The organism is Microbacterium sp. STRO-1N, assembly GCF_057748015.1.
In genome coordinates this window covers 2,992,321-3,012,280 of sequence record NZ_CM173234.1, presented here as the reverse complement: position 1 = coordinate 3,012,280, position 19,960 = coordinate 2,992,321, and the positions used below count along the sequence as shown (strand labels likewise).

Here is a 19,960-nt window from a genome sequence, read left to right as displayed (position 1 = left end):
CGGGGGATAAGGACAATCATGGCTATTCGCAAGTACAAGCCCACGACCCCGGGTCGTCGCGGTTCGTCGGTGGCCGACTTCGCCGAGATCACCCGATCGACGCCCGAGAAGTCGCTGCTGCGTCCCCTGTCGAAGACCGGTGGCCGTAACAACCAGGGCCGCATCACGACCCGTCACATCGGTGGTGGCCACAAGCGCCAGTACCGTGTCATCGACTTCCGTCGCAATGACAAGGACGGCGTCAACGCTCGGGTCGCTCACATCGAGTACGACCCCAACCGCACCGCACGCATCGCGCTGCTGCACTACTTCGACGGCGAGAAGCGCTACATCATCGCGCCGAACAAGCTGAACCAGGGCGACATCGTCGAGTCGGGCGCATCGGCTGACATCAAGCCGGGCAACAACCTGCCGCTGAAGAACATCCCCACCGGTACCGTGATCCACGCGATCGAGCTCCGCCCCGGCGGCGGCGCGAAGCTGGCTCGCTCGGCGGGGACCTCGGTACGTCTCGTCGCCAAGGATGGCGCCTTCGCGCAGCTTCGTCTGCCGTCCGGTGAGATCCGCAACGTCGACGCACGCTGCCGCGCCACCATCGGCGAGGTCGGCAACGCCGAGCAGTCGAACATCAACTGGGGCAAGGCCGGCCGCAAGCGCTGGTTGGGCGTTCGCCCGACCGTCCGTGGTGTCGCCATGAACCCGGTCGACCACCCGCACGGTGGTGGTGAGGGCAAGACGTCCGGTGGACGTCACCCCGTCACTCCTTGGGGCCAGGCTGAGGGTCGCACCCGCCACGCCAACAAGGAAAGCGACAAGTACATCGTGCGTCGTCGTAACGCCGGCAAGAAGCGCAAGTAGGAGTAAGAGAAGATGCCTCGCAGTCTTAAGAAGGGCCCCTTCGTCGACGAGCACCTGCTTCGCAAGGTGGTCGTGCAGAACGAAGCCGGCACGAAGAACGTTATCAAGACCTGGTCGCGACGCTCGATGATCATCCCCGCCATGCTGGGACACACCATCGCCGTCCACGACGGTCGCAAGCACATCCCTGTGTTCGTGACCGAGACCATGGTCGGTCACAAGCTGGGCGAGTTCGCGCCCACCCGCACCTTCCGCGGCCACGAGAAGGACGACAAGAAGGGCCGCCGCCGCTGACGCGGGGGCGATAGAGGAGAGAGAAATGGTGGAGTCCATCGCACGCGTGCGACACATCCGCGTGACCCCTCAGAAGGCTCGTCGTGTCGTCGCGCTCATCAAGGGCAAGCAGGCCCAGGAAGCTCTGGCGATCCTGAAGTTCGCACCGCAGAGCGCCAGTGAGCCGATCTACAAGCTTGTCGCGTCGGCCATGGCCAACGCGCAGGTCAAGGCGGATCGTGACGGCGAGTACCTCGACGAGCAGGACCTGTACGTGGCTAACGCCTACGTCGACGAGGGCACGACGCTCAAGCGTTTCCGCCCCCGTGCACAGGGTCGCGCTTTCCAGATCAAGAAGCGCACGAGCCACATCACGGTCGTGCTCTCGACGCCGGAGGTCGCTGCCGCGGCCGAGGGCGACAGCAAGAAGAAGGCGAGCAAGTAATGGGACAGAAGGTAAACCCGTACGGCTTCCGCCTCGGTATCACCACCGACCACGTCTCGCGCTGGTTCTCTGACTCGACGAAGCCGGGTCAGCGGTACGCGGACTACGTCGCCGAGGACATCAAGATCCGTCGCCTGCTGCAGACGCAGCTGGACCGCGCCGGCGTCAGCAACATCGAGATCGAGCGGACCCGTGACCGTGTGCGTGTGGACATCCACACCGCACGCCCCGGTATCGTCATCGGTCGTCGTGGTGCTGAGGCCGAGCGCATCCGTGGCGACCTCGAGAAGCTCACCGGCAAGCAGATCCAGTTGAACATCCTCGAGGTCAAGAACCCCGAGGCCGACGCTCAGCTCGTCGCGCAGGGCATCGCCGAGCAGCTCTCTGCTCGTGTGGCGTTCCGTCGTGCGATGCGCAAGGGTCTGCAGGGCGCTCAGCGCGCCGGCGCCAAGGGCATCCGCATCCAGGTCTCCGGCCGTCTCGGCGGCGCCGAGATGAGCCGTTCGGAGTTCTACCGCGAGGGTCGTGTGCCGCTGCACACGCTGCGCGCGAACATCGACTACGGCTTCTACGAGGCCAAGACCACCTTCGGGCGCATCGGCGTGAAGGTCTGGATCTACAAGGGTGACCTCACCAACAAGGAACTCGCTCGCGAGCAGGCCAACGCGCCGAAGTCGCGCGGTCGTGACGACCGCGGTGGCGACCGTCGCCGTGGTCCTCGCAACGAGGCCCCCGTCGCAGAAGGAGCGTCTGCCTGATGCTTATTCCCCGTAAGGTCAAGTTCCGCAAGCAGCACCACCCGGGGCGCAGCGGCCAGGCAACCGGCGGCACGAAGGTCTCCTTCGGCGAGTACGGTATCCAGGCGCTCACCCCCGCGTATGTGACGAACCGTCAGATCGAGTCCGCTCGTATCGCGATGACCCGTCACATCAAGCGCGGTGGCAAGGTGTGGATCAACATCTACCCCGACCGTCCGCTCACGAAGAAGCCGGCCGAAACCCGCATGGGTTCCGGTAAGGGTTCGCCGGAGTGGTGGGTCGCCAACGTCAAGCCGGGTCGCGTCCTCTTCGAGGTCGCCGGCGTCAGCGAGCAGCTCGCTCGCGAAGCACTGACCCGTGCCATTCACAAGCTGCCTCTCAAGGCACGCATCATCAAGCGCGAGGAGGGCGACGCGTAATGGCGATCGGCACCAAGGAGCTCGCTCCCAGCGAGCTCGACACGTTCGAAGACCAGCGCCTCGTCGAGGAGCTGCGTAAGGCCAAGGAGGAGCTGTTCAACCTCCGTTTCCAGTCGGCCACCGGCCAGCTGGAGAGCCACGGCCGCATCCGCGCCGTCAAGCGCGACATCGCGCGCCTGTACACCGTGATCCGCGAGCGCGAGCTGGGCATCCGTGCGACGCCCGCTCCCGTCGAGGCTCCGGCCAAGAAGGCGTCCAAGGCAAAGGCGAAGAAGGCCGACTCGGCTGAGGCGCCGAAGGAGGAGGCCGAGTAATGGCTGAGAAGAAGGCTGCCGCCAAGGCGAGCACCGTCGAGCACGCCGAGCACGACGTGCGCGACGCGGACGCTCGCGGTTACCGCAAGGCCCGCCGCGGGTACGTCGTCAGCGACAAGATGGACAAGACCATCGTCGTCGAGGTCGAGGACCGCGTGAAGCACCCGCTGTACGGCAAGGTCATCCGCCGCACCTCCAAGGTGAAGGCGCACGACGAGGGCAACACCGCCGGCATCGGCGACCTGGTCCTCATCAACGAGACCCGGCCGCTCAGCGCCACCAAGCGCTGGCGTCTGGTTGAGATTCTGGAGAAGGCCAAGTGATTCAGCAGGAGTCCCGCCTCAAGGTCGCCGACAACACCGGCGCGAAGGAACTGCTCACCATCCGCGTTCTCGGCGGCTCGCGCCGTCGTTACGCCGGCCTGGGTGACACCATCGTCGCGACCGTCAAGGACGCGATCCCCGGCGGAAACGTGAAGAAGGGCGACGTCGTCAAGGCGGTCATCGTCCGCACCAAGAAGGAGACGCGCCGTCCCGACGGCTCGTACATCAAGTTCGACGAGAACGCCGCCGTGATCCTGAAGAACGACGGGGAGCCCCGCGGCACCCGTATCTTCGGACCGGTCGGTCGTGAGCTTCGCGACAAGAAGTTCATGAAGATCGTCTCGCTCGCCCCGGAGGTCATTTGATCATGGCGAACATCAAGAAGGGCGACCTGGTTCAGGTCATCACGGGCCGCAAGCAGGACAAGGGCGGCGACCGCGGCAAGCAGGGCAAGGTTCTCGAGGTCCTCGTGGCCGAGAACCGCGTCATCGTCGAGGGCGTCAACTACGTCACCAAGCACACGCGCGTCGGCCAGACGCAGCGCGGCACGAAGACGGGCGGCATCGAGACCATCGAGGCTCCCATCCACATCTCCAACGTCCAGGTCGTCGACCCCTCGAGCAAGAAGCCGACCCGCGTCGGCCACCGCGTCGAGGAGCAGACCAAGGACGGCGTGAAGCGCACCGTCCGTGTGCGTTACGCGAAGAAGTCAGGTAAGGACCTCTGATGAGCACCGACACTGCCGCGCCGGCTGGCAAGATCCAGCCGCGCCTGAAGCAGAAGTACAAGGCCGAGATCCAGCAGAAGCTGCAGGAAGAGTTCGGCTACCAGAATGTGATGCAGATCCCCGGCATCGTCAAGGTCGTCGTCAACACCGGTGTCGGTGAGGCGGCTCGCGACAGCAAGGTGATCGATGGTGCGGTCGAGGACCTCACCAAGATCACCGGCCAGAAGCCGATCGTCACGAAGGCCCGCAAGTCCATCGCGCAGTTCAAGCTGCGCGAGGGCCAGGCCATCGGCGCGCACGTCACCCTCCGTGGCGACCGTGCGTGGGAGTTCATCGACCGCCTGGTCTCGCTCGCACTGCCCCGTATCCGCGACTTCCGCGGTCTCTCGGCCAAGCAGTTCGACGGCAACGGCAACTACACCTTCGGTCTCCAGGAGCAGAGCGTGTTCCACGAGATCGATCAGGACAAGATCGACCGCGTTCGCGGCTTCGACATCACCGTGGTGACGACGGCGAAGACGGATGACGAGGGTCGCGCACTTCTGCGCCACCTCGGCTTCCCCTTCAAGTCCGAAGACGCCCAGGCGTGATGCGGTGACGCGGGGAGGGATGCCGCAAGGCGCCCTCCCCGCGTGCCGTACAATTGAAGATTGCGTGCTCATCGCAGGCCGTCTGTCGTGTAACGGCAGCCGGAACCTCATGACTGAAAGAAGAACACAATGACAATGACAGACCCGGTCGCAGACATGCTGACCCGTCTGCGCAACGCGAACTCGGCGCACCACGACTCCGTGACGCTCCCGTCGAGCAAGCTGAAGACGCACATCGCTGAGATCCTCCAGCAGGAGGGCTACATCTCCAGCTGGGAGGTCACCGACGCCCGCGTCGGAAAGAACCTCACGCTGGCGCTCAAGTACGGTCCCAACCGTGAGCGTTCCATCGCCGGCATCAAGCGCGTTTCGAAGCCCGGCCTCCGCGTCTACGCGAAGTCCACGGAGCTTCCGAAGGTCCTCGGCGGCCTCGGCGTCGCCATCCTGTCCACCTCCTCCGGTCTTCTCACCGACCGTCAGGCAGAGCAGAAGGGCGTGGGCGGAGAAGTTCTCGCCTACGTGTGGTGATACGAAATGTCGCGTATTGGACGACTTCCCATCGAGATTCCCGCGGGCGTGACCGTTTCGGTCGACGACCGTGTGGTCGCGGTGAAGGGCCCCAAGGGTGAGCTCACCCTGACGGTGGCCAGCCCCATCGAGGTCGCGGTCGAGGAGAACCAGGTTCTCGTCTCTCGTCCCGACGACGAGCGCGAGTCGCGGTCGCTTCACGGCCTGACCCGCACGCTCATCAACAACAACATCATCGGCGTCACCCAGGGCTACACCAAGGGCCTCGAGGTCGTCGGCACCGGTTACCGCGTGCAGCAGAAGGGCAGCTCGGTCGAGTTCGCCCTCGGCTTCTCGCACCCGGTTCTGATCGACCCGCCCGCCGGCATCACCCTGACGGTCGAGGGCAACAACAAGCTCACGGTCAGTGGCATCGACAAGCAGGCTGTCGGCGAGGCAGCTGCGAACATCCGCAAGATCCGCAAGCCCGAGCCGTACAAGGGCAAGGGTGTCCGCTACGCGGGCGAGGTCGTGCGTCGCAAGGCCGGAAAGAGTGGTAAGTAACCATGGCTCTCAAGTCAAAGTCTGACGCCCGCGCGCGTCGTCACGCCCGTCTCCGCAAGAAGATCGTCGGCACCGAGCTGCGTCCGCGTCTGGTCGTCAACCGCTCCGCGCGTCACGTCTTCGTCCAGCTGGTCGACGACAGCAAGGGCCACACGGTCGCCTCGGCATCCACGCTCGAGACCGACGTCCGTGGTTTCGAAGGTGACAAGACCGCCAAGGCCCGCAAGGTCGGCGAGCTCGTCGCCGAGCGCGCGAAGGCCGCCGGCGTTTCCGAAGCCGTGTTCGACCGTGGCGGCAACCGCTACGCGGGTCGTGTCGCGGCGATCGCCGATGGCGCTCGTGAAGGAGGGCTGGCACTGTGAGTGACAACAAGGAGAACGAAGTGACCGAAGCGGCACCTGCCACTTCCGAGACGGCCGCCGGCACCACGCAGGCCGAGCCGCAGCGCGAAGGCCGCCGTGGCGGTCGTGACCGCAACCAGGGTGGACGTGACCGCAACTCGCGCGACCGTGGGGACAACCAGTTCCTCGAGCGCGTCGTCACCATCAACCGCGTCTCCAAGGTCGTGAAGGGTGGACGTCGCTTCAGCTTCACCGCCCTCGTGGTCGTCGGTGACGGCAACGGTCTGGTCGGCGTCGGCTACGGCAAGGCCCGTGAGGTCCCCCTGGCCATCTCGAAGGGTGTCGAAGAGGCCAAGCGCAACTTCTTCCGCGTTCCGCGCGTCGCCAAGACCATCCCGCACCCCGTGCAGGGTGAGGCCGCGGCCGGTGTCGTGCTGCTTCGTCCGGCTGCCGCCGGTACCGGTGTCATCGCCGGTGGTCCGGTTCGCGCCGTGCTCGAGTGCGCCGGTATCCACGACGTGCTGTCGAAGTCGCTCGGCTCGTCGAACACGATCAACATCGTGCACGCGACCGTTGCCGCCCTGAAGCAGCTCGAGGAGCCCCGTGCGGTCGCCGCACGTCGTGGCCTCGAGTTCGACCAGGTCGCACCGGCGCGTCTCGTCCGCGCGGAGGCCGAGGCGGCCGCAGCGCAGAAGGTAGGTGCCTGATGGCTGCGCGCCTCAAGGTCACGCAGATCAAGTCCAAGGTGAGCGAGAAGCAGAACCAGCGAGACACGCTGCGCAGCCTCGGTCTGAAGCGGATCGGTGACACCACCGTCCGCCCCGACGACGCGCAGACGCGCGGTTACGTCCGGACCGTCGCCCACCTCGTCAAGGTTGAGGAGATCGACTAATGGCTGAGAAGAACGAAGCCGTCGAGGCTGAGAAGGCCACCAAGAAGGCTGCTGCCCCCAAGGCTGCCGCCTCGAAGGCCACGGCCGAGAAGAAGGCTCCGGCTGCCAAGAAGCCGGCCGCCAAGAAGCCTGCTGCCAAGAAGGAAGCCGCGACCACGCGTCCCGGCGTCCTGAAGGTGCACCACCTGCGTCCGGTCCCCGGCGCCAACACCGCGAAGACCCGTGTGGGTCGCGGTGAGGGCTCCAAGGGCAAGACGGCCGGTCGTGGCACCAAGGGCACCAAGGCCCGCAACACCGTTCGCGTCGGATTCGAGGGTGGGCAGATGCCGCTGCACATGCGCACCCCGAAGCTGCGCGGGTTCAAGAACCCGTTCCGCGTCGAGTACCAGGTCGTGAACCTGGAGAAGCTCGCCGAGCTCTACCCCAAGGGTGGAGACGTCACCGTCAGCGACCTCGTCGCCAAGGGTGCCGTTCGCAAGAACGAGAAGGTCAAGGTCCTCGGCAACGGGGACATCGCGGTGAAGCTCACCGTCTCGGTCGACAAGGTCTCGGGCTCTGCCGAGCAGAAGATCGTGGCGGCCGGCGGTTCCGTCAAGTAACCACAGTTCAGAGGGGTCGGAGAGTTCTCCGGCCCCTCTGTGCGTTACTCTGGTCTTTCGGCCGTCAGCTGTGTCGACGGCGACCTTTCTGGAGGAAATCCCTTGTTTAGCGCCATTGCGCGGATCTTCCGCACGCCCGACCTCCGTCGGAAGATCGGTTTCACCCTGGCGATCATCGCCCTCTACCGGTTCGGCTCGCACATCCCTGCTCCGTTCGTGAACTTCCCGAACGTCGAGCAGTGTCTTGCACTCACCTCGGGTACCGACGGGCTGCTGAGCCTGGTCAACCTCTTCTCGGGTGGAGCCCTGCTCCAGCTGTCGATCTTCGCGCTGGGTGTGATGCCATACATCACGGCGACGATCATCACCCAGCTGCTGCGGGTCGTCATCCCGCACTTCGAGACCCTGCACAAGGAGGGTCAGTCCGGGCAGGCCCGCCTCACGCAGTACACGCGCTACCTCACCATCGCGCTGGCGCTGCTGCAGTCGACGACGCTCGTCACCGTGGCACGCAGCGGCCAGCTGTTCGGCACGACCGACATCGCGGCATGCCAGAACCTGCTGACCAACGACGTGTGGTGGGCGCAGCTGCTGATGATCATCACGATGACCGCCGGCACCGGCCTCATCATGTGGTTCGCCGAGCTCGTCACCGAGCGCGGCATCGGCAACGGCATGTCGCTGCTGATCTTCACCTCGATCGCCGCGACCTTCCCGTCCGCCATGTGGATGATCTGGGAGGCCAAGGGCTTCGAGGTCTTCCTCCTCGTGCTCGCCGTCGGCATCGTGGTGATGGGGCTCGTCGTCTTCGTCGAGCAGTCGCAGCGTCGCATCCCGGTGCAGTACGCCAAGCGCATGGTCGGACGCCGCACGTACGGCGGCACGAACACGTACATCCCGATCAAGGTCAACATGGCCGGTGTGATCCCGGTGATCTTCGCGTCGTCGCTGCTGTACATCCCGATGCTCATCGCGCAGTTCAACACCCCCCAGGACGGCTCTGAGCCGGCCGCGTGGGTCACGTGGATCTCGCAGTACTTCACGACCGGTGACCACCCGCTGTACATGGCGGTGTACTTCCTGCTCATCATCGGCTTCACGTACTTCTACGTCGCGATCACGTTCAACCCCGTCGAGGTCGCCGACAACATGAAGAAGTACGGCGGGTTCATCCCCGGCATCCGTGCGGGTCGTCCGACGGCCGAGTACCTCGACTACGTGCTGACGCGCATCACGTTCCCCGGATCCATCTACCTGGGTCTGATCGCTCTCATCCCGCTGGTGGCCCTGGCCACGGTCGACGCCAACCAGAACTTCCCGTTCGGTGGCGCGTCGATCCTCATCATCGTCGGCGTGGGTCTCGAGACGGTCAAGCAGATCGACGCTCAGCTTCAGCAGCGCCATTACGAAGGGCTCCTCCGATGACAGCATCCGCACGTCTCCTCATCGTCGGCCCGCAGGGCTCCGGCAAGGGCACGCAGGGTGTTCGCATCGCCGATTCCTACGGCATCCCGGTCATCTCCACCGGCGACATCTTCCGCGCCAACATCAAGAACGGCACCGAGCTCGGCCAGCAGGTCACGTCGATCCTGGATCGCGGAGACCTCGTGCCGGACGAGCTGACGAGCGAGATCGTGCGCGACCGGCTGTCGCAGGACGATGCCGCGAACGGCTTCCTCCTGGACGGCTACCCGCGAAACGCGGTGCAGGTCGGGCACCTGGAGTCGTTTCTGAGCGCCCGCGGCGAGGCTCTGGATGCCGTCATCCTCCTCGACGTTCCGCGTGACGAGAGCATCGAGCGCCTGCAGCGGCGCGCGTCCGAGCAGGGACGTTCGGATGACACCCCCGAATCCATCGCGCACCGCCTGGACATCTACGAGCACGAGACGGCTCCGATCCTCGAGACGTATTCGGACCGGGGCATCGTCGACCGCATCGACGGCGTCGGCTCGCTCGACGAGATCACCGAGCGCATCTCCGCGGCGCTGGACGCCCGCGGCCTGCGCGTGACGGTCTGAGCGTGTTCCGCCGGTCGATCTACAAGACCCCCGCGCAGCTGCGCGCGATGGTCGAACCAGGACTCATCACCGCGGCATCCCTGGATGCTGCTGCGGCGGTGATCCGGCCCGGCGCGACGACGTCGGCAGTGGATGCTGCGGCATCCGCCGCCGTGCTCGCGCGCGGGGCGGAGTCCAACTTCAAGCTCGTGCGCGGATACAGCCACACCACGTGCATCTCGGTCAACGAGCAGGTCGTGCACGGCATCCCCGGTTCGCGTGTGCTCGAGGCCGGAGACATCGTGTCCGTCGACAGCGGCGCGCAGTTCCAGGGTTGGAACGGCGACAGCGCGCGCACGTTCGTCGTACCGGATGACTCGCGGCCCGACGTGGTCGCTGCTCGCCTGGAGCTCTCTCGGGTGACCGAGGGGTCCATGTGGGCCGGCATCGCGGCCATGGCGTCTGCGCGGAACCTCGGCGACATCGGCGCGGCCATTCAGGACTACATCGAGGCGCAGGGGGAGTACGGCATCCTGCGCGAGTACGTCGGCCACGGCATCGGACGCAAGATGCACGAGGCGCCCAGCGTTTTCAACTACCGCACGCCGGATGCCGGGGCCGAGGTCAAGCCCGGCCTGGTGCTCGCGATCGAGCCGATGGTGACCGCCGGCGGTGAGGCCACGTTCGTGGAGGACGACGACTGGACCGTCTCCACGGTCGACGGCAGCGACGGCGCGCACTGGGAGCACAGCGTCGCGGTGCATGCGGATGGCATCTGGGTGCTGACGGCGGCAGACGGCGGTGCCGCTGGCCTCGCGCCGTTCGGCGTCACGCCGACCCCGATCGCGTAGTTCCCCCGTCGCCCCAGGCGTCCCTCCGGCGGGCGGGGGATAGGGCGCTCACAACGGGCGCATAGGATGGGGCGGCAGGATTGAGGGTGCGGCGCTGTGCGCGCCGAACGACTTCGAAGTGTGGACCGCGCGATCGCGCGCGTCTCGAGAGAACGGGAAAGCAATGGCAGCAGCGCAGGGCAAGACCAACTGGTTCGCCATCTGGATCTCGGCCGCTGTGGTCGTCATCCTGGTGGTTCTCGGCGGCCTCGTCGTGTTCCTGAACAACCAGGCCACGGCACCGGGAGCCGCACCCGAGACGTCCGGCATCGTCAACGGCGAGACGGGCGCGATCTCCTTCGGTGAGGGCGACACGACGATCGACACGTACATCGACTTCATGTGCCCGATCTGCGGCGACTTCGAGGACGCGTACGGCGCTGCGCTGCAGGATGCCGCGGCCAACGACACCATCACGTTGAACATCCACCCGATCTCCATCCTGGATCAGGCGTCGCAGGGGACCGAGTACTCGTCCCGTGCCGCCAGCTCGATGTACTGCGTCGCAGCCGAGGCGCCGGACGCGGCGCTGGACTACTTCAACCTCCTCTTCGAGAACCAGCCCGAGGAGAACACCACCGGTCTCACCGACGAGCAGCTCGCCGGTTTCGCCGAGCAGGCAGGAGCCGGTGCGGCCGCCGACTGCATCGCCGACGGCACGTACATGAAGTACGCCCAGGACCAGGTCGCGAACACGCCGCCGGACCCCGAGACGGGTCGCGTCGGAACGCCGACCGTGGCCATCGACGGTGAGCGCATCAGCAACGCCGACATCGGTACGCGCTTCGCCGAGATCCTCGGCTGAGGCACGCACAGCCCCGCACCACCCCGGATCGACACGACGGCGGCGCATCCCATTTGCCGGATGCGCCGCCGTCGTCTAATATTGATCTTTGGTGCTTTGCGCCTAGTTCGGCGTGTCCGGCTAAGGTGCGCATCCAACCCATCCATCCACCGCAGATCGGCCGATCTGCAGAAGCGTCAGCGAGTTTATGGCTAAGAAAGACGGTGTCATCGAAATCGAGGGCGTCGTGTCCGAGGCGCTGCCCAACGCGATGTTCCGCGTCGAGCTCACCAACGGACACAAGGTTCTTGCAACGATCTCCGGAAAGATGCGGCAGAACTACATCCGCATCATCCCCGAGGACCGCGTGGTCGTGGAGCTCAGCCCCTACGATCTGACCCGCGGCCGCATCGTCTACCGCTACCGCTGATCGGTCGAGAAGTAACACCCCAGGCACTCACGCCTGCCCGGTGAAGACAGCGAACAGGAAACACAATGAAGGTCAACCCCAGCGTCAAGCCCATCTGCGATCACTGCAAGGTGATCCGTCGTCACGGCCGCGTCATGGTGATCTGCAAGAGCAACCCGCGCCACAAGCAGCGCCAGGGCTGATCTCGCAGATCCGACTCCACAACTCAATACACAACAGGCAGGATCAGAACCCACTCCGGTGGGGGACACCTCGGGGCGGAGGCCCGGGCACCGATCCTGCTCCACACCTCCATCACATTTCAGGAGATCCGCATGGCACGTCTTGCCGGCGTTGACATCCCGCGCGACAAGCGCGTGGTGATCGCACTTACGTACATCTACGGCGTTGGCCGTACCCGCTCGGTCGAGATCCTCAAGGCCACCGAGATCGACGAGTCGATCCGCGTGAAGGACCTGAGCGACGACCAGCTCATCGCACTCCGCGACCACATCGAAGGCAACTACAAGGTGGAGGGTGACCTGCGCCGCGAGGTCGCCGCAGACATCCGCCGCAAGGTCGAGATCGGTTCCTACGAGGGCATCCGTCACCGTCGTGGCCTTCCGGTCCGCGGTCAGCGCACCAAGACCAACGCCCGTACCCGCAAGGGCCCGAAGCGCACCGTCGCCGGCAAGAAGAAGGCCCGCTAAGCAGCGGCCAGGGAATAGGAGAAAACTTTCATGGCTGCACCCAAGGCCGCCGCGCGCAAGCCGCGCCGCAAGGAAAAGAAGAACATCGCGCTGGGCCAGGCCCACATCAAGTCGACGTTCAACAACACGATCGTCTCGATCACCGACCCGACCGGCGCTGTCATCGCGTGGGCATCGTCTGGTGGCGTGGGCTTCAAGGGCTCCCGCAAGTCGACCCCGTACGCGGCCGGCATGGCCGCCGAGTCCGCCGCACGTCAGGCTGCGGAGCACGGCGTCAAGAAGGTCGACGTCCTCGTGAAGGGTCCGGGTTCGGGCCGCGAGACCGCGATCCGCTCGCTGCAGGCCGCCGGCCTCGAGGTGGGTTCGATCCAGGACGTCACGCCCCAGGCTCACAACGGCTGCCGTCCGCCGAAGCGCCGTCGCGTCTGATTTCGTTCGAGGATGCCGGTCCCGTCACGGGGCCGGCATCCTCGCCGCAGGTTTCCACAACTCAAGAACCTCACCCACCACATGTCATATAGCGGGCATGTGATCGAAAGGAACACACAGTGCTCATCGCACAGCGTCCCACACTGACCGAGGAAAAGATCGTCGAGAACCGGAGCCGGTTCATCATCGAGCCGCTCGAGCCCGGTTTCGGCTACACCATCGGCAACGCGCTGCGTCGCAGCCTGCTCTCGTCGATCCCCGGCGCTGCTGTCACCAGCATCCGCATCGACGGCGTGCTGCACGAGTTCAGCACCATCCCCGGTGTGAAGGAGGATGTCACCGAGATCATCCTCAACATCAAGCAGCTGGTCGTCTCCAGCGAGCGTGACGAGCCCATCACCGCTTACCTGCGCAAGACCGGCGCAGGCGAGGTCACCGCAGCAGACATCTCGGCTCCGGCCGGTGTCGAGGTGCAGAACCCCGAGCTCGTCATCGCGACCCTGAACGACACCGCGAAGTTCGAGCTGGAGCTCACCATCGAGCGCGGCCGCGGCTACGTGTCCGCCACGCAGAACCGCAACGAGTACGCCGAGGCCGGTCAGATCCCGATCGACTCGATCTACTCGCCCGTTCTCAAGGTCAGCTACCGCGTCGACGCGACCCGTGCCGGGGAGCGCACCGACTTCGACAAGCTCGTCCTGGACGTCGAGACCAAGTCCTCGATCAGCCCCCGCGACGCCGTCGCCTCGGCTGCGAAGACCCTCACCGAGCTGTTCGGTCTCGCCCGCGAGCTGAACGTCGAGGCCGAGGGCATCGAGATCGGCCCGGCGCCGGTGGAGGCTGTCGCCTCCAGCGAGCTGTCGATGCCGATCGAGGACCTCGACCTGTCCGTGCGCTCGTACAACTGCCTCAAGCGCGAGGGCATCAACACGGTGTCCGAGCTCGTCGCCCTCTCGGAGACGCAGCTCATGAACATCCGCAACTTCGGCCAGAAGTCGGTCGACGAGGTGCGCGACAAGCTCATCTCGCTCGGTCTGTCGCTCAAGGATTCGGTGCCCGGTTTCGACGGCGCCCACTTCTACGGCGGCAGCGAAGACGAGTCCTTCTGACCTTCCCGAAATTCTGACCAGGAGTTAGACGAATATGCCTAAGCCCACTAAGGGTCCCCGCCTCGGAGGCGGCCCCGCACACGAGCGCCTGATGCTTGCCAACCTCGCGGCTGCTCTGTTCACCCACAAGTCGATCAAGACGACCGAGACCAAGGCCAAGCGCCTTCGTCCGCTCGCCGAGCGCCTGATCACCTTCGCCAAGCGTGGCGACCTGCACGCCCGTCGCCGGGTGCTGTCGGTCATCGGCGACAAGACGGTCGTGCACGAGCTGTTCACTGAGATCGCACCGCTCGTCGCGGACCGCGAGGGTGGCTACACGCGCATCACCAAGGTCGGCAACCGCAAGGGCGACAATGCCCCGATGGCCGTGATCGAGCTCGTCCTCGAGCCCGTCACGCCCAAGAAGAAGGCTGCCAAGCCCGCCGCCAAGGCTGAGAAGCCGGCCGAGGTCGTCGAAGAGGCTCCCGCAGCCGAGGCAGCAGCACCGGCCGCCTTCGTCGCCGCCGAGTTCGGTGACGACTCGGCTGAGCCCAACGAAGACGGCTCGGCTCCCGAGGGCTTCGACATCAAGGGCAACAAGGACTCGATGAAGTACCACCGCCCCGATGGTCAGTGGTACGACGCGACCGTCGCCGAGGTCTGGTTCCGCACCGCCGAGGCCGCTGAGGCCGCCGGTTTCGTCGAGGCCGGCAAGTAAGCCTCAGGCTCACGAGCAGAAGCCCGCCGCCCCGAAAGGGGTGGCGGGCTTCTGCGTATCCGGGCGGTGACGATTCACGGATCCGGTGACGTTTCACGGACGAATCGACCGGATCGGACCGTGATTCGTCACAAGGACCGTGATTCGTCGCGGGCTGAGGCGCCGACAGGGCGCTGCGCAGCCCGGAGTAGGGTGGATGAGTGACCGACGCTCGGATTCAACGCGGCCCCCGGGCGTATGCGTCCTTCATCGTCATCGGCCTGCTGGCGGGCGTCCTGTCCGGATTGTTCGGCGTCGGCGGCGGGACGGTCATCGTGCCGCTGCTCGTGCTGCTGCTGCATTTCGACCAGCGCCTGGCCGCCGGGACGTCGCTGGCCGCGATCGTCCCCACGGCCGCCGTCGGCGTCATCTCGTACGCGGTCCATGGCTCGGTGGCGTGGATCCCCGCGATCATCCTCGCCGCGGGAGCCGTCGTCGGCGCGCAGATCGGCACACGACTGCTGCCGCGGATCTCGCAGACCGCCTTGCGGTGGGGGTTCGTCGGCTTCCTGGTCGTCGTCATCATCATGTTGTTCGTCGTGATCCCGTCCCGCGGCGCCGAGTTCGAACTCACCTGGCTGTCGGGGAGCGCGCTCGTGCTGGTCGGCGTCGGCACCGGCATCCTGTCCGGCCTCATCGGAGTGGGCGGGGGAGTCGTCGTCGTGCCGGTGCTCATGCTGGCCTTCGGGACCAGCGACCTCGTGGCCAAGGGCACCTCGCTGCTCATGATGATCCCGACGGCGATCTCGGGCACGATCGGCAACCTGCGTCACCGCAACGTCGACCTCACCGCCGCCGTGACCATCGGCGTCGCCGCCTGCACGACCACGGCTCTCGGAGCATGGCTGGCGACCCTGATCGACCCCCTCCTCGGCAACATCCTGTTCGCCGCCTACCTCGTCGTCATCGCGGTGCAGATGTCGCTCAAGGCGATCCGGGGCCGCAAGCGCTGAGGCCTTCCCTTGCGGATGCCGGGGGGATCGCCGAAAGTGAAGAAACCCTTATGTGAGCCTCATATCCGCCTCACAATGGGCCGACACCATGGGGTCATGACCTTCTCACGCCGCATCCTCGTCGCCAGCCTCCTCATCTCGCTGCCGGTGGTCGCCGCCGCGGGAAGCATCGCGCTCGCGCAGACGCCCGGGGCACCGCAGCTGCCCCAGGAATCGGTGGTCGTCGAGTTCGCGACGCCGACTCCGACCCCCGAGCCGGAGGCACCGCGTCCGGTTCCGTCCGCCGCGCCGGTCGCGCCGCCGGCCCCGCCGGCCACCGGTGACGACGACGGCGACGACGTCCGCGGCGACGACGGCGCAGGAGACGATGGCGGCGCCGGCGACGATGGTGGTGCCGGCGACGACGACGGAGACGATGGCGGCGCCGGTGACGACGACGGAGACGACGGCGTAGGAGATGACGACGGAGACGATGGCGACGATGACTGACACGACAACAGCGCCCATTCCGACGGTGGCGGCGCCCGCTCCTTCGGCCGAGCCGTTCCCGGCCGAACCGGCGCGTCCTCCTCGGAGCCGGTTCCGCGCACTCCCGGCGCGCTGGCGCATCACCGCCTGGATCATCGCCAGCACGGTCGTCACGCTCCTCGCGGTCGGCCTGATCGGACGCAGCATCTTCCTCGCGGACATCGAGCGATCCGCCAACGCGGACGTCGAACAGGAGGCGCAGGAGTTCCACCGGTTCCTGGCCCAGTCCGCCTCGGACTTCACTTCCGCCGACGAGCTGCTCGCGGACTATCTCGGCCGGCAGTCCGTCCACGCGGGCGAGATCATCGTCGGCGCCGTCGACGGCAAGCCGGTGGCAGTGGCCAACGGCCTGTTCGAGGGCGAGTCATCGTTGGGATTCCCCGGAAGCGATGCCCTCGCCCTCCGGCTGCTCAGCAGTGCGGAGAAATCCGGAAACGTCTCATCATCCGAGGCAGGGCCGCTGCGCTGGGGACGCGTGGACTTCGCCTCGGGCGACACCGAGGGCTCGCTCCTGGTGATGCAGTTCACGCAGGCGCAGAGTGCGGCCGTGGATCAGTCCGTCGTGACGATCGCGTGGGTGGCGTTCGCCGGTCTGCTGCTCAGCTCCGGGGTCGCCTGGCTCGTCGCCGGTCAGATCCTCGCGCCGGTCCGAGAGGTGCACCGTGTGGCCCGCGAGATCAGCGAGCGCGACCTCACCGCCCGAGTGCCGGTCGAGGGCAATGACGACATCGCGGCCGTCGCGACCACGTTCAATCAGATGCTCGACCGACTGGAAGGCGTCTACGCCACCCAGCAGCGCTTCGTGGACGACGCCGGACACGAGCTGCGCACCCCGATCACGATCGTCCGCGGACACCTCGAACTGCTCAGCGATGACCCGGTCGAGCGCCGCGAGACGCTGCGTCTGGTGAGCGGCGAACTCGACCGGATGAGCCGCATCGTCACCGACCTGCTCGTGCTCGCCCGCGCCGAGCAGCCCGACTTCGTCCGCGTCGCCGGATGCGACATCGCGTCGCTCACGCTCGACGTCGAAGCCAAGGCGCAGGCGCTCGGCGATCGGCGCTGGCAGCTCATGGAGGTCGCCGAGGGGCAGGCGCGTCTGGACCCCCAGCGCATCACACAGGCCGTGCTGCAGCTGGCCGCCAACGCCGTCCAGATCACCGAGCCGGGGGCGCGCATCCGCATCGGCTCCCGCTTCGAGGGCTCCGGCCCCGATCGGATGCTGCGGCTCTGGGTGCAGGACGAGGGACCCGGCGTCGCCCCGGCGGACGCCGAGCGCATCTTCGAGCGCTTCGTCCGCGGCGGCGCGTCGGGGGAGGGCACCGCGCCCCGACGCGGCTCGGGGCTGGGCCTGGCCATCGTCCGCGCGATCACGGATGCCCACGGCGGCTCCGCCTGGGTGGACAGCGTGCTGGGCGAAGGAGCCACGTTCGGGCTCGACATCCCCGCCCCGAATGACGCCGATCCCGTCATCCCCCTCGACAGCACCCTCGTGAAGGAGGCCTGACATGCGCCACATCCTGATCGTCGAAGACGACCCCCACATCACCTCCTTCGTCCGACGCGGCCTTCGGGCCGCCGGCTACGAGACGTCCGAGGCCACCGACGGCGAAAGCGCCCTCATCATGGCTCGCACCCGTCAGTTCGATCTGATGCTGCTGGACATCGGCCTGCAGGGGATCGACGGCTTCACCGTCCTCTCGCACCTCCGAGGCGAAGGCGTCACGGCTCCCGTCATCATCCTCACCGCACGCGATTCCGTGATCGACACGGTCCGGGGGCTCGAGAGCGGCGCGAACGACTATGTCACCAAGCCGTTCCAGTTCGCCGAGCTTCTCGCCAGAGTGAAGCTGCGCATCGGCGACGGCGAGCAGCGGGTCGCCGGAGCGGTCCTCTCACACGGCGACGTGACCGCCGACATCCGCACCCGCAGGGTCACCATCGGCGACGAGTCGGCCGACCTCACCTCGCGGGAGTTCTCGCTGCTCGAGGTGTTCCTGCAGCATCCGGGTCAGGTGCTGTCGCGCGATCAGCTGATCGGCCAGGTGTGGGGAATGGACTTCGACCCGGCATCCAACGTGGTCGACGTCTACGTACGAGCCCTGCGCAGCAAGATCGGCGCGGAGCACATCGAGACCGTCCGCGGAGCGGGGTATCGGTTCCAATGAACACCGCACCCATCCGCGTCATGTACGCCACACGCCCCCCGGAGCGGTTCGCGCCGCCGAACGCTCCGACCCCGCCGCGCGTGCCCCGCACCCCGCGACCGCCCCGTGACCGTATGCGTCTGCGGAGCGTCCTCGGTCTCGTCGTCGTCGCGATCGCCGTGATCGCGCTCGGCGTCGCCGCCCTCACGTCTCCGGCAGGCGACGGCGGTGCGCCGACGCTGCCGATCGCCGCCACGATCTCGGTCTTCCTCCTCGCCGTCTGGGCGTGGATCTGCACGCCGCTCGACGACACTCTGGTGGCCTTCCTCGCCGCGGTCGCGCTCATCGCCATCGGCGTGCTGCCTGCTGAGGACTTCTTCGCCTCGCTGGGCGACGAGACGATCTGGCTGCTGCTGTGCGCGTTCATCATCGCGGCTGGTGTCAGCGCGTCGGGACTCGCGCTGCGAGGCACCGCACTGCTGCTGCGCCGGGCCCGCACACCGCGCGCACTGTTCCACCTCACGACCTTCGCCCTCACGGTCACGACGTTCGCCGTCCCGGCGACCTCGGGGCGTGCCGCGCTGGCGATCCCCGTGTTCACGGCGCTCGCGGCGTCCCTGGCCGATCGTCCGGCACTCATCCGGGCCCTGTCGCTGCTGTTCCCCACGGTGATCCTGCTGTCCGCCGTCGGCTCGCTCCTCGGTGCCGGCGCGCACGTGATCACCTCGCAGCTGCTGGAATCCGTCATCGGGCAGGGCTTCGGATTCCTCGACTGGCTGTGGTTCGGCCTGCCGCTGGCGATCGTCTCCTCCCACCTCGCGTGCGAGATCGTGCTACTGCGGTTCACCGGCAGGGCAGAACGCCGACGCGGCATCCCGAACGTCGTCGCCGACCTGGCCCACACGGCACCGACACCGGTGAGCGGACCGCTCACGGCGATCGAGCGCCGCGCCGGCCTGCTGCTCGTCGCCGTGGTCGCGCTGTGGTGCACCGAGCCCGTGCATCACATCTCGCCCGCGCTCGTCGCGCTGTTCGGCGCCATCGTCGTGGTGTCGCCGAAGATCGGATGCATCACGCTGCCTGTCGCGGTGAAGAAGGTGCCGTGGGCGCTGCTGCTGTTCCTCGCCGCCACGCTCGCACTCGCCTCGGCGCTCACCGCCACCGGTGCCGCCGACTGGCTCGGCACCTGGGCGCTCGGGCCGATGGCGGGGCTCGGTTCGTCGGCCGGCATCGCGTTCGTGCTCGCCGTCATCGCCCTGTCGCTCGGCGCGCACCTGATGATCCCCTCGCGCTCCGCACGGTCCGCGGCGATCATCCCGATGGTCATCGCGCTCGCCCCCGGACTCGGCGTCGACCCCGCCGCCGCGGCCTTCGCCTCAACCGCGGCCGCCGGCTTCTGCCACACCCTGCCCAGCTCGGCGAAGCCCGTGGCCATGTTCGCCGACCCGGAGATCGCACCGGGCGGATTCCATCCCCGCGACCTCCGCTCGCTCTCGGCGATCCTCGCTCCGGCGATGTTCCTCCTCGTCGTCTGCTTCTCGTTCTGGATCTGGCCGGCCATGGGGATGCCGCTCCTGCGCTGAGCACCGCGCACCGCAGCATCCCCTCGCCCTCGCCCTCGCCCTCGTCCTCACCCCTCCACCCCACCGACGTTCGTC

The 19,960-nt window shown here is 66.9% G+C and carries 31 protein-coding genes; all 31 read left to right on the top strand.

Annotated features, from left to right (window positions below; translation table 11 throughout):
• Positions 1-18: 18 nt before the first annotated feature.
• The 31 genes from rplB (at position 19) to AC3ANJ_RS14675 (ending at position 19,885) form a co-directional block, all read left to right on the top strand.
• A complete protein-coding gene (gene rplB / locus AC3ANJ_RS14825; protein WP_406249191.1) occupies positions 19-858 on the top strand; it encodes a 50S ribosomal protein L2 in 840 nt (279 codons plus the stop codon).
• Between the two features lie 12 nt (positions 859-870).
• Positions 871-1,152: a 30S ribosomal protein S19 gene (gene rpsS / locus AC3ANJ_RS14820; RefSeq protein ID WP_120229702.1), complete on the top strand. Its 282-nt coding sequence runs from the start codon at positions 871-873 to the stop codon at positions 1,150-1,152.
• A gap of 25 nt (positions 1,153-1,177) precedes the next feature.
• On the top strand, positions 1,178-1,576 hold the full coding sequence (rplV, locus tag AC3ANJ_RS14815; RefSeq protein WP_147037973.1) for a 50S ribosomal protein L22: 399 nt from the start codon (positions 1,178-1,180) through the stop codon (positions 1,574-1,576).
• On the top strand, positions 1,576-2,334 hold the full coding sequence (gene rpsC / locus AC3ANJ_RS14810) for a 30S ribosomal protein S3 (protein WP_406249192.1): 759 nt from the start codon (positions 1,576-1,578) through the stop codon (positions 2,332-2,334). The genes rplV and rpsC overlap by 1 nt, the downstream gene beginning before the upstream one ends.
• The gene (gene rplP / locus AC3ANJ_RS14805; protein WP_264156993.1) at positions 2,334-2,753 is read left to right on the top strand and encodes a 50S ribosomal protein L16; all 420 of its coding nucleotides are present in this window, start codon (positions 2,334-2,336) and stop codon (positions 2,751-2,753) included. Before rpsC ends, rplP begins: the two co-directional genes overlap by 1 nt.
• Complete coding sequence (rpmC, locus tag AC3ANJ_RS14800; protein WP_264156994.1) at positions 2,753-3,067, top strand: 50S ribosomal protein L29; 315 nt, start codon at positions 2,753-2,755, stop codon at positions 3,065-3,067. Before rplP ends, rpmC begins: the two co-directional genes overlap by 1 nt.
• Positions 3,067-3,390, top strand: a complete 324-nt coding sequence (gene rpsQ, locus AC3ANJ_RS14795; RefSeq protein WP_488316945.1) for a 30S ribosomal protein S17 — start codon at positions 3,067-3,069, stop codon at positions 3,388-3,390. The genes rpmC and rpsQ overlap by 1 nt, the downstream gene beginning before the upstream one ends.
• Positions 3,387-3,755 carry a 50S ribosomal protein L14 gene (gene rplN / locus AC3ANJ_RS14790; RefSeq protein ID WP_025102399.1) on the top strand — a complete coding sequence of 123 codons (369 nt, stop codon included), beginning with the start codon at positions 3,387-3,389 and terminating at the stop codon, positions 3,753-3,755. The genes rpsQ and rplN overlap by 4 nt, the downstream gene beginning before the upstream one ends.
• Positions 3,756-3,757: 2 nt before the next feature.
• Entirely contained in the window at positions 3,758-4,117 is a 360-nt protein-coding gene (rplX, locus tag AC3ANJ_RS14785; RefSeq protein ID WP_406249194.1) for a 50S ribosomal protein L24, read from the top strand.
• Entirely contained in the window at positions 4,117-4,707 is a 591-nt protein-coding gene (gene rplE, locus AC3ANJ_RS14780; RefSeq protein ID WP_406249195.1) for a 50S ribosomal protein L5, read from the top strand. The genes rplX and rplE overlap by 1 nt, the downstream gene beginning before the upstream one ends.
• A gap of 129 nt (positions 4,708-4,836) precedes the next feature.
• Positions 4,837-5,235, top strand: coding sequence for a 30S ribosomal protein S8 (gene rpsH / locus AC3ANJ_RS14775; RefSeq protein ID WP_406249196.1), 399 nt, complete (start codon positions 4,837-4,839; stop codon positions 5,233-5,235).
• Between the two features lie 6 nt (positions 5,236-5,241).
• Positions 5,242-5,778: a 50S ribosomal protein L6 gene (gene rplF, locus AC3ANJ_RS14770; protein ID WP_406249197.1), complete on the top strand. Its 537-nt coding sequence runs from the start codon at positions 5,242-5,244 to the stop codon at positions 5,776-5,778.
• 2 nt (positions 5,779-5,780) lie between these two features.
• Complete coding sequence (gene rplR, locus AC3ANJ_RS14765; RefSeq protein WP_406249198.1) at positions 5,781-6,140, top strand: 50S ribosomal protein L18; 360 nt, start codon at positions 5,781-5,783, stop codon at positions 6,138-6,140.
• A complete protein-coding gene (gene rpsE / locus AC3ANJ_RS14760) occupies positions 6,137-6,826 on the top strand; it encodes a 30S ribosomal protein S5 (RefSeq protein ID WP_406249199.1) in 690 nt (229 codons plus the stop codon). Before rplR ends, rpsE begins: the two co-directional genes overlap by 4 nt.
• Positions 6,826-7,011, top strand: a complete 186-nt coding sequence (rpmD, locus tag AC3ANJ_RS14755) for a 50S ribosomal protein L30 (protein ID WP_179432942.1) — start codon at positions 6,826-6,828, stop codon at positions 7,009-7,011. The genes rpsE and rpmD overlap by 1 nt, the downstream gene beginning before the upstream one ends.
• Positions 7,011-7,610 (top strand): 50S ribosomal protein L15, encoded by a 600-nt coding sequence (rplO, locus tag AC3ANJ_RS14750; RefSeq protein WP_406249200.1) that lies wholly within the window; start codon positions 7,011-7,013, stop codon positions 7,608-7,610. Before rpmD ends, rplO begins: the two co-directional genes overlap by 1 nt.
• A 102-nt stretch (positions 7,611-7,712) precedes the next feature.
• Positions 7,713-9,035, top strand: a complete 1,323-nt coding sequence (secY, locus tag AC3ANJ_RS14745) for a preprotein translocase subunit SecY (protein ID WP_488316944.1) — start codon at positions 7,713-7,715, stop codon at positions 9,033-9,035.
• Positions 9,032-9,628 carry an adenylate kinase gene (locus AC3ANJ_RS14740; protein WP_488316943.1) on the top strand — a complete coding sequence of 199 codons (597 nt, stop codon included), beginning with the start codon at positions 9,032-9,034 and terminating at the stop codon, positions 9,626-9,628. Before secY ends, AC3ANJ_RS14740 begins: the two co-directional genes overlap by 4 nt.
• 47 nt (positions 9,629-9,675) lie before the next feature.
• Positions 9,676-10,458, top strand: coding sequence for a type I methionyl aminopeptidase (map, locus tag AC3ANJ_RS14735; RefSeq protein ID WP_488319290.1), 783 nt, complete (start codon positions 9,676-9,678; stop codon positions 10,456-10,458).
• A 163-nt stretch (positions 10,459-10,621) separates the two neighbouring features.
• Entirely contained in the window at positions 10,622-11,302 is a 681-nt protein-coding gene (locus tag AC3ANJ_RS14730) for a DsbA family protein (RefSeq protein ID WP_488316942.1), read from the top strand.
• A gap of 187 nt (positions 11,303-11,489) precedes the next feature.
• Positions 11,490-11,711, top strand: a complete 222-nt coding sequence (gene infA, locus AC3ANJ_RS14725; RefSeq protein WP_005050493.1) for a translation initiation factor IF-1 — start codon at positions 11,490-11,492, stop codon at positions 11,709-11,711.
• 65 nt (positions 11,712-11,776) lie between these two features.
• On the top strand, positions 11,777-11,893 hold the full coding sequence (rpmJ, locus tag AC3ANJ_RS14720; RefSeq protein WP_005050492.1) for a 50S ribosomal protein L36: 117 nt from the start codon (positions 11,777-11,779) through the stop codon (positions 11,891-11,893).
• 132 nt (positions 11,894-12,025) lie between these two features.
• The gene (gene rpsM, locus AC3ANJ_RS14715) at positions 12,026-12,400 is read left to right on the top strand and encodes a 30S ribosomal protein S13 (protein WP_017829190.1); all 375 of its coding nucleotides are present in this window, start codon (positions 12,026-12,028) and stop codon (positions 12,398-12,400) included.
• Positions 12,401-12,430: 30 nt separating this feature from the next.
• Complete coding sequence (rpsK, locus tag AC3ANJ_RS14710; RefSeq protein ID WP_376180669.1) at positions 12,431-12,829, top strand: 30S ribosomal protein S11; 399 nt, start codon at positions 12,431-12,433, stop codon at positions 12,827-12,829.
• Between the two features lie 119 nt (positions 12,830-12,948).
• Positions 12,949-13,938 (top strand): DNA-directed RNA polymerase subunit alpha, encoded by a 990-nt coding sequence (locus AC3ANJ_RS14705; RefSeq protein WP_376180671.1) that lies wholly within the window; start codon positions 12,949-12,951, stop codon positions 13,936-13,938.
• Positions 13,939-13,972: 34 nt separating this feature from the next.
• On the top strand, positions 13,973-14,635 hold the full coding sequence (gene rplQ / locus AC3ANJ_RS14700; RefSeq protein WP_488316941.1) for a 50S ribosomal protein L17, sunset domain variant: 663 nt from the start codon (positions 13,973-13,975) through the stop codon (positions 14,633-14,635).
• A 200-nt stretch (positions 14,636-14,835) separates the two neighbouring features.
• Complete coding sequence (locus AC3ANJ_RS14695; RefSeq protein WP_406249206.1) at positions 14,836-15,627, top strand: sulfite exporter TauE/SafE family protein; 792 nt, start codon at positions 14,836-14,838, stop codon at positions 15,625-15,627.
• Positions 15,628-15,723: 96 nt separating this feature from the next.
• On the top strand, positions 15,724-16,116 hold the full coding sequence (locus AC3ANJ_RS14690) for a hypothetical protein (RefSeq protein WP_488316940.1): 393 nt from the start codon (positions 15,724-15,726) through the stop codon (positions 16,114-16,116).
• Positions 16,109-17,662, top strand: a complete 1,554-nt coding sequence (locus AC3ANJ_RS14685) for a sensor histidine kinase (RefSeq protein WP_488316939.1) — start codon at positions 16,109-16,111, stop codon at positions 17,660-17,662. Before AC3ANJ_RS14690 ends, AC3ANJ_RS14685 begins: the two co-directional genes overlap by 8 nt.
• Position 17,663: 1 nt before the next feature.
• A complete protein-coding gene (locus AC3ANJ_RS14680) occupies positions 17,664-18,323 on the top strand; it encodes a response regulator transcription factor (RefSeq protein WP_488316938.1) in 660 nt (219 codons plus the stop codon).
• 113 nt (positions 18,324-18,436) lie between these two features.
• A complete protein-coding gene (locus tag AC3ANJ_RS14675) occupies positions 18,437-19,885 on the top strand; it encodes an SLC13 family permease (RefSeq protein WP_488316937.1) in 1,449 nt (482 codons plus the stop codon).
• Positions 19,886-19,960 lie beyond the last annotated feature (75 nt).

Bases quoted from the DNA above. Each gene is read 5' to 3' on its own strand.
- rplB (WP_406249191.1), top strand. From the start codon at position 19: ATGGCTATTCGCAAGTACAAGCCCACGACCCCGGGTCGTCGCGGTTCG.
- rpsS (WP_120229702.1), top strand. From the start codon at position 871: ATGCCTCGCAGTCTTAAGAAGGGCCCCTTCGTCGACGAGCACCTGCTT.
- rplV (WP_147037973.1), top strand. From the start codon at position 1,178: ATGGTGGAGTCCATCGCACGCGTGCGACACATCCGCGTGACCCCTCAG.
- rpsC (WP_406249192.1), top strand. From the start codon at position 1,576: ATGGGACAGAAGGTAAACCCGTACGGCTTCCGCCTCGGTATCACCACC.
- rplP (WP_264156993.1), top strand. From the start codon at position 2,334: ATGCTTATTCCCCGTAAGGTCAAGTTCCGCAAGCAGCACCACCCGGGG.
- rpmC (WP_264156994.1), top strand. From the start codon at position 2,753: ATGGCGATCGGCACCAAGGAGCTCGCTCCCAGCGAGCTCGACACGTTC.
- rpsQ (WP_488316945.1), top strand. From the start codon at position 3,067: ATGGCTGAGAAGAAGGCTGCCGCCAAGGCGAGCACCGTCGAGCACGCC.
- rplX (WP_406249194.1), top strand. From the start codon at position 3,758: ATGGCGAACATCAAGAAGGGCGACCTGGTTCAGGTCATCACGGGCCGC.
- rplE (WP_406249195.1), top strand. From the start codon at position 4,117: ATGAGCACCGACACTGCCGCGCCGGCTGGCAAGATCCAGCCGCGCCTG.
- rpsH (WP_406249196.1), top strand. From the start codon at position 4,837: ATGACAATGACAGACCCGGTCGCAGACATGCTGACCCGTCTGCGCAAC.
- rplF (WP_406249197.1), top strand. From the start codon at position 5,242: ATGTCGCGTATTGGACGACTTCCCATCGAGATTCCCGCGGGCGTGACC.
- rplR (WP_406249198.1), top strand. From the start codon at position 5,781: ATGGCTCTCAAGTCAAAGTCTGACGCCCGCGCGCGTCGTCACGCCCGT.
- rpmD (WP_179432942.1), top strand. From the start codon at position 6,826: ATGGCTGCGCGCCTCAAGGTCACGCAGATCAAGTCCAAGGTGAGCGAG.
- rplO (WP_406249200.1), top strand. From the start codon at position 7,011: ATGGCTGAGAAGAACGAAGCCGTCGAGGCTGAGAAGGCCACCAAGAAG.
- AC3ANJ_RS14740 (WP_488316943.1), top strand. From the start codon at position 9,032: ATGACAGCATCCGCACGTCTCCTCATCGTCGGCCCGCAGGGCTCCGGC.
- map (WP_488319290.1), top strand. From the start codon at position 9,676: ATGGTCGAACCAGGACTCATCACCGCGGCATCCCTGGATGCTGCTGCG.
- AC3ANJ_RS14730 (WP_488316942.1), top strand. From the start codon at position 10,622: ATGGCAGCAGCGCAGGGCAAGACCAACTGGTTCGCCATCTGGATCTCG.
- infA (WP_005050493.1), top strand. From the start codon at position 11,490: ATGGCTAAGAAAGACGGTGTCATCGAAATCGAGGGCGTCGTGTCCGAG.
- rpmJ (WP_005050492.1), top strand. From the start codon at position 11,777: ATGAAGGTCAACCCCAGCGTCAAGCCCATCTGCGATCACTGCAAGGTG.
- rpsM (WP_017829190.1), top strand. From the start codon at position 12,026: ATGGCACGTCTTGCCGGCGTTGACATCCCGCGCGACAAGCGCGTGGTG.
- rpsK (WP_376180669.1), top strand. From the start codon at position 12,431: ATGGCTGCACCCAAGGCCGCCGCGCGCAAGCCGCGCCGCAAGGAAAAG.
- rplQ (WP_488316941.1), top strand. From the start codon at position 13,973: ATGCCTAAGCCCACTAAGGGTCCCCGCCTCGGAGGCGGCCCCGCACAC.
- AC3ANJ_RS14690 (WP_488316940.1), top strand. From the start codon at position 15,724: ATGACCTTCTCACGCCGCATCCTCGTCGCCAGCCTCCTCATCTCGCTG.
- AC3ANJ_RS14685 (WP_488316939.1), top strand. From the start codon at position 16,109: ATGACTGACACGACAACAGCGCCCATTCCGACGGTGGCGGCGCCCGCT.
- AC3ANJ_RS14680 (WP_488316938.1), top strand. From the start codon at position 17,664: ATGCGCCACATCCTGATCGTCGAAGACGACCCCCACATCACCTCCTTC.
- AC3ANJ_RS14675 (WP_488316937.1), top strand. From the start codon at position 18,437: ATGCGTCTGCGGAGCGTCCTCGGTCTCGTCGTCGTCGCGATCGCCGTG.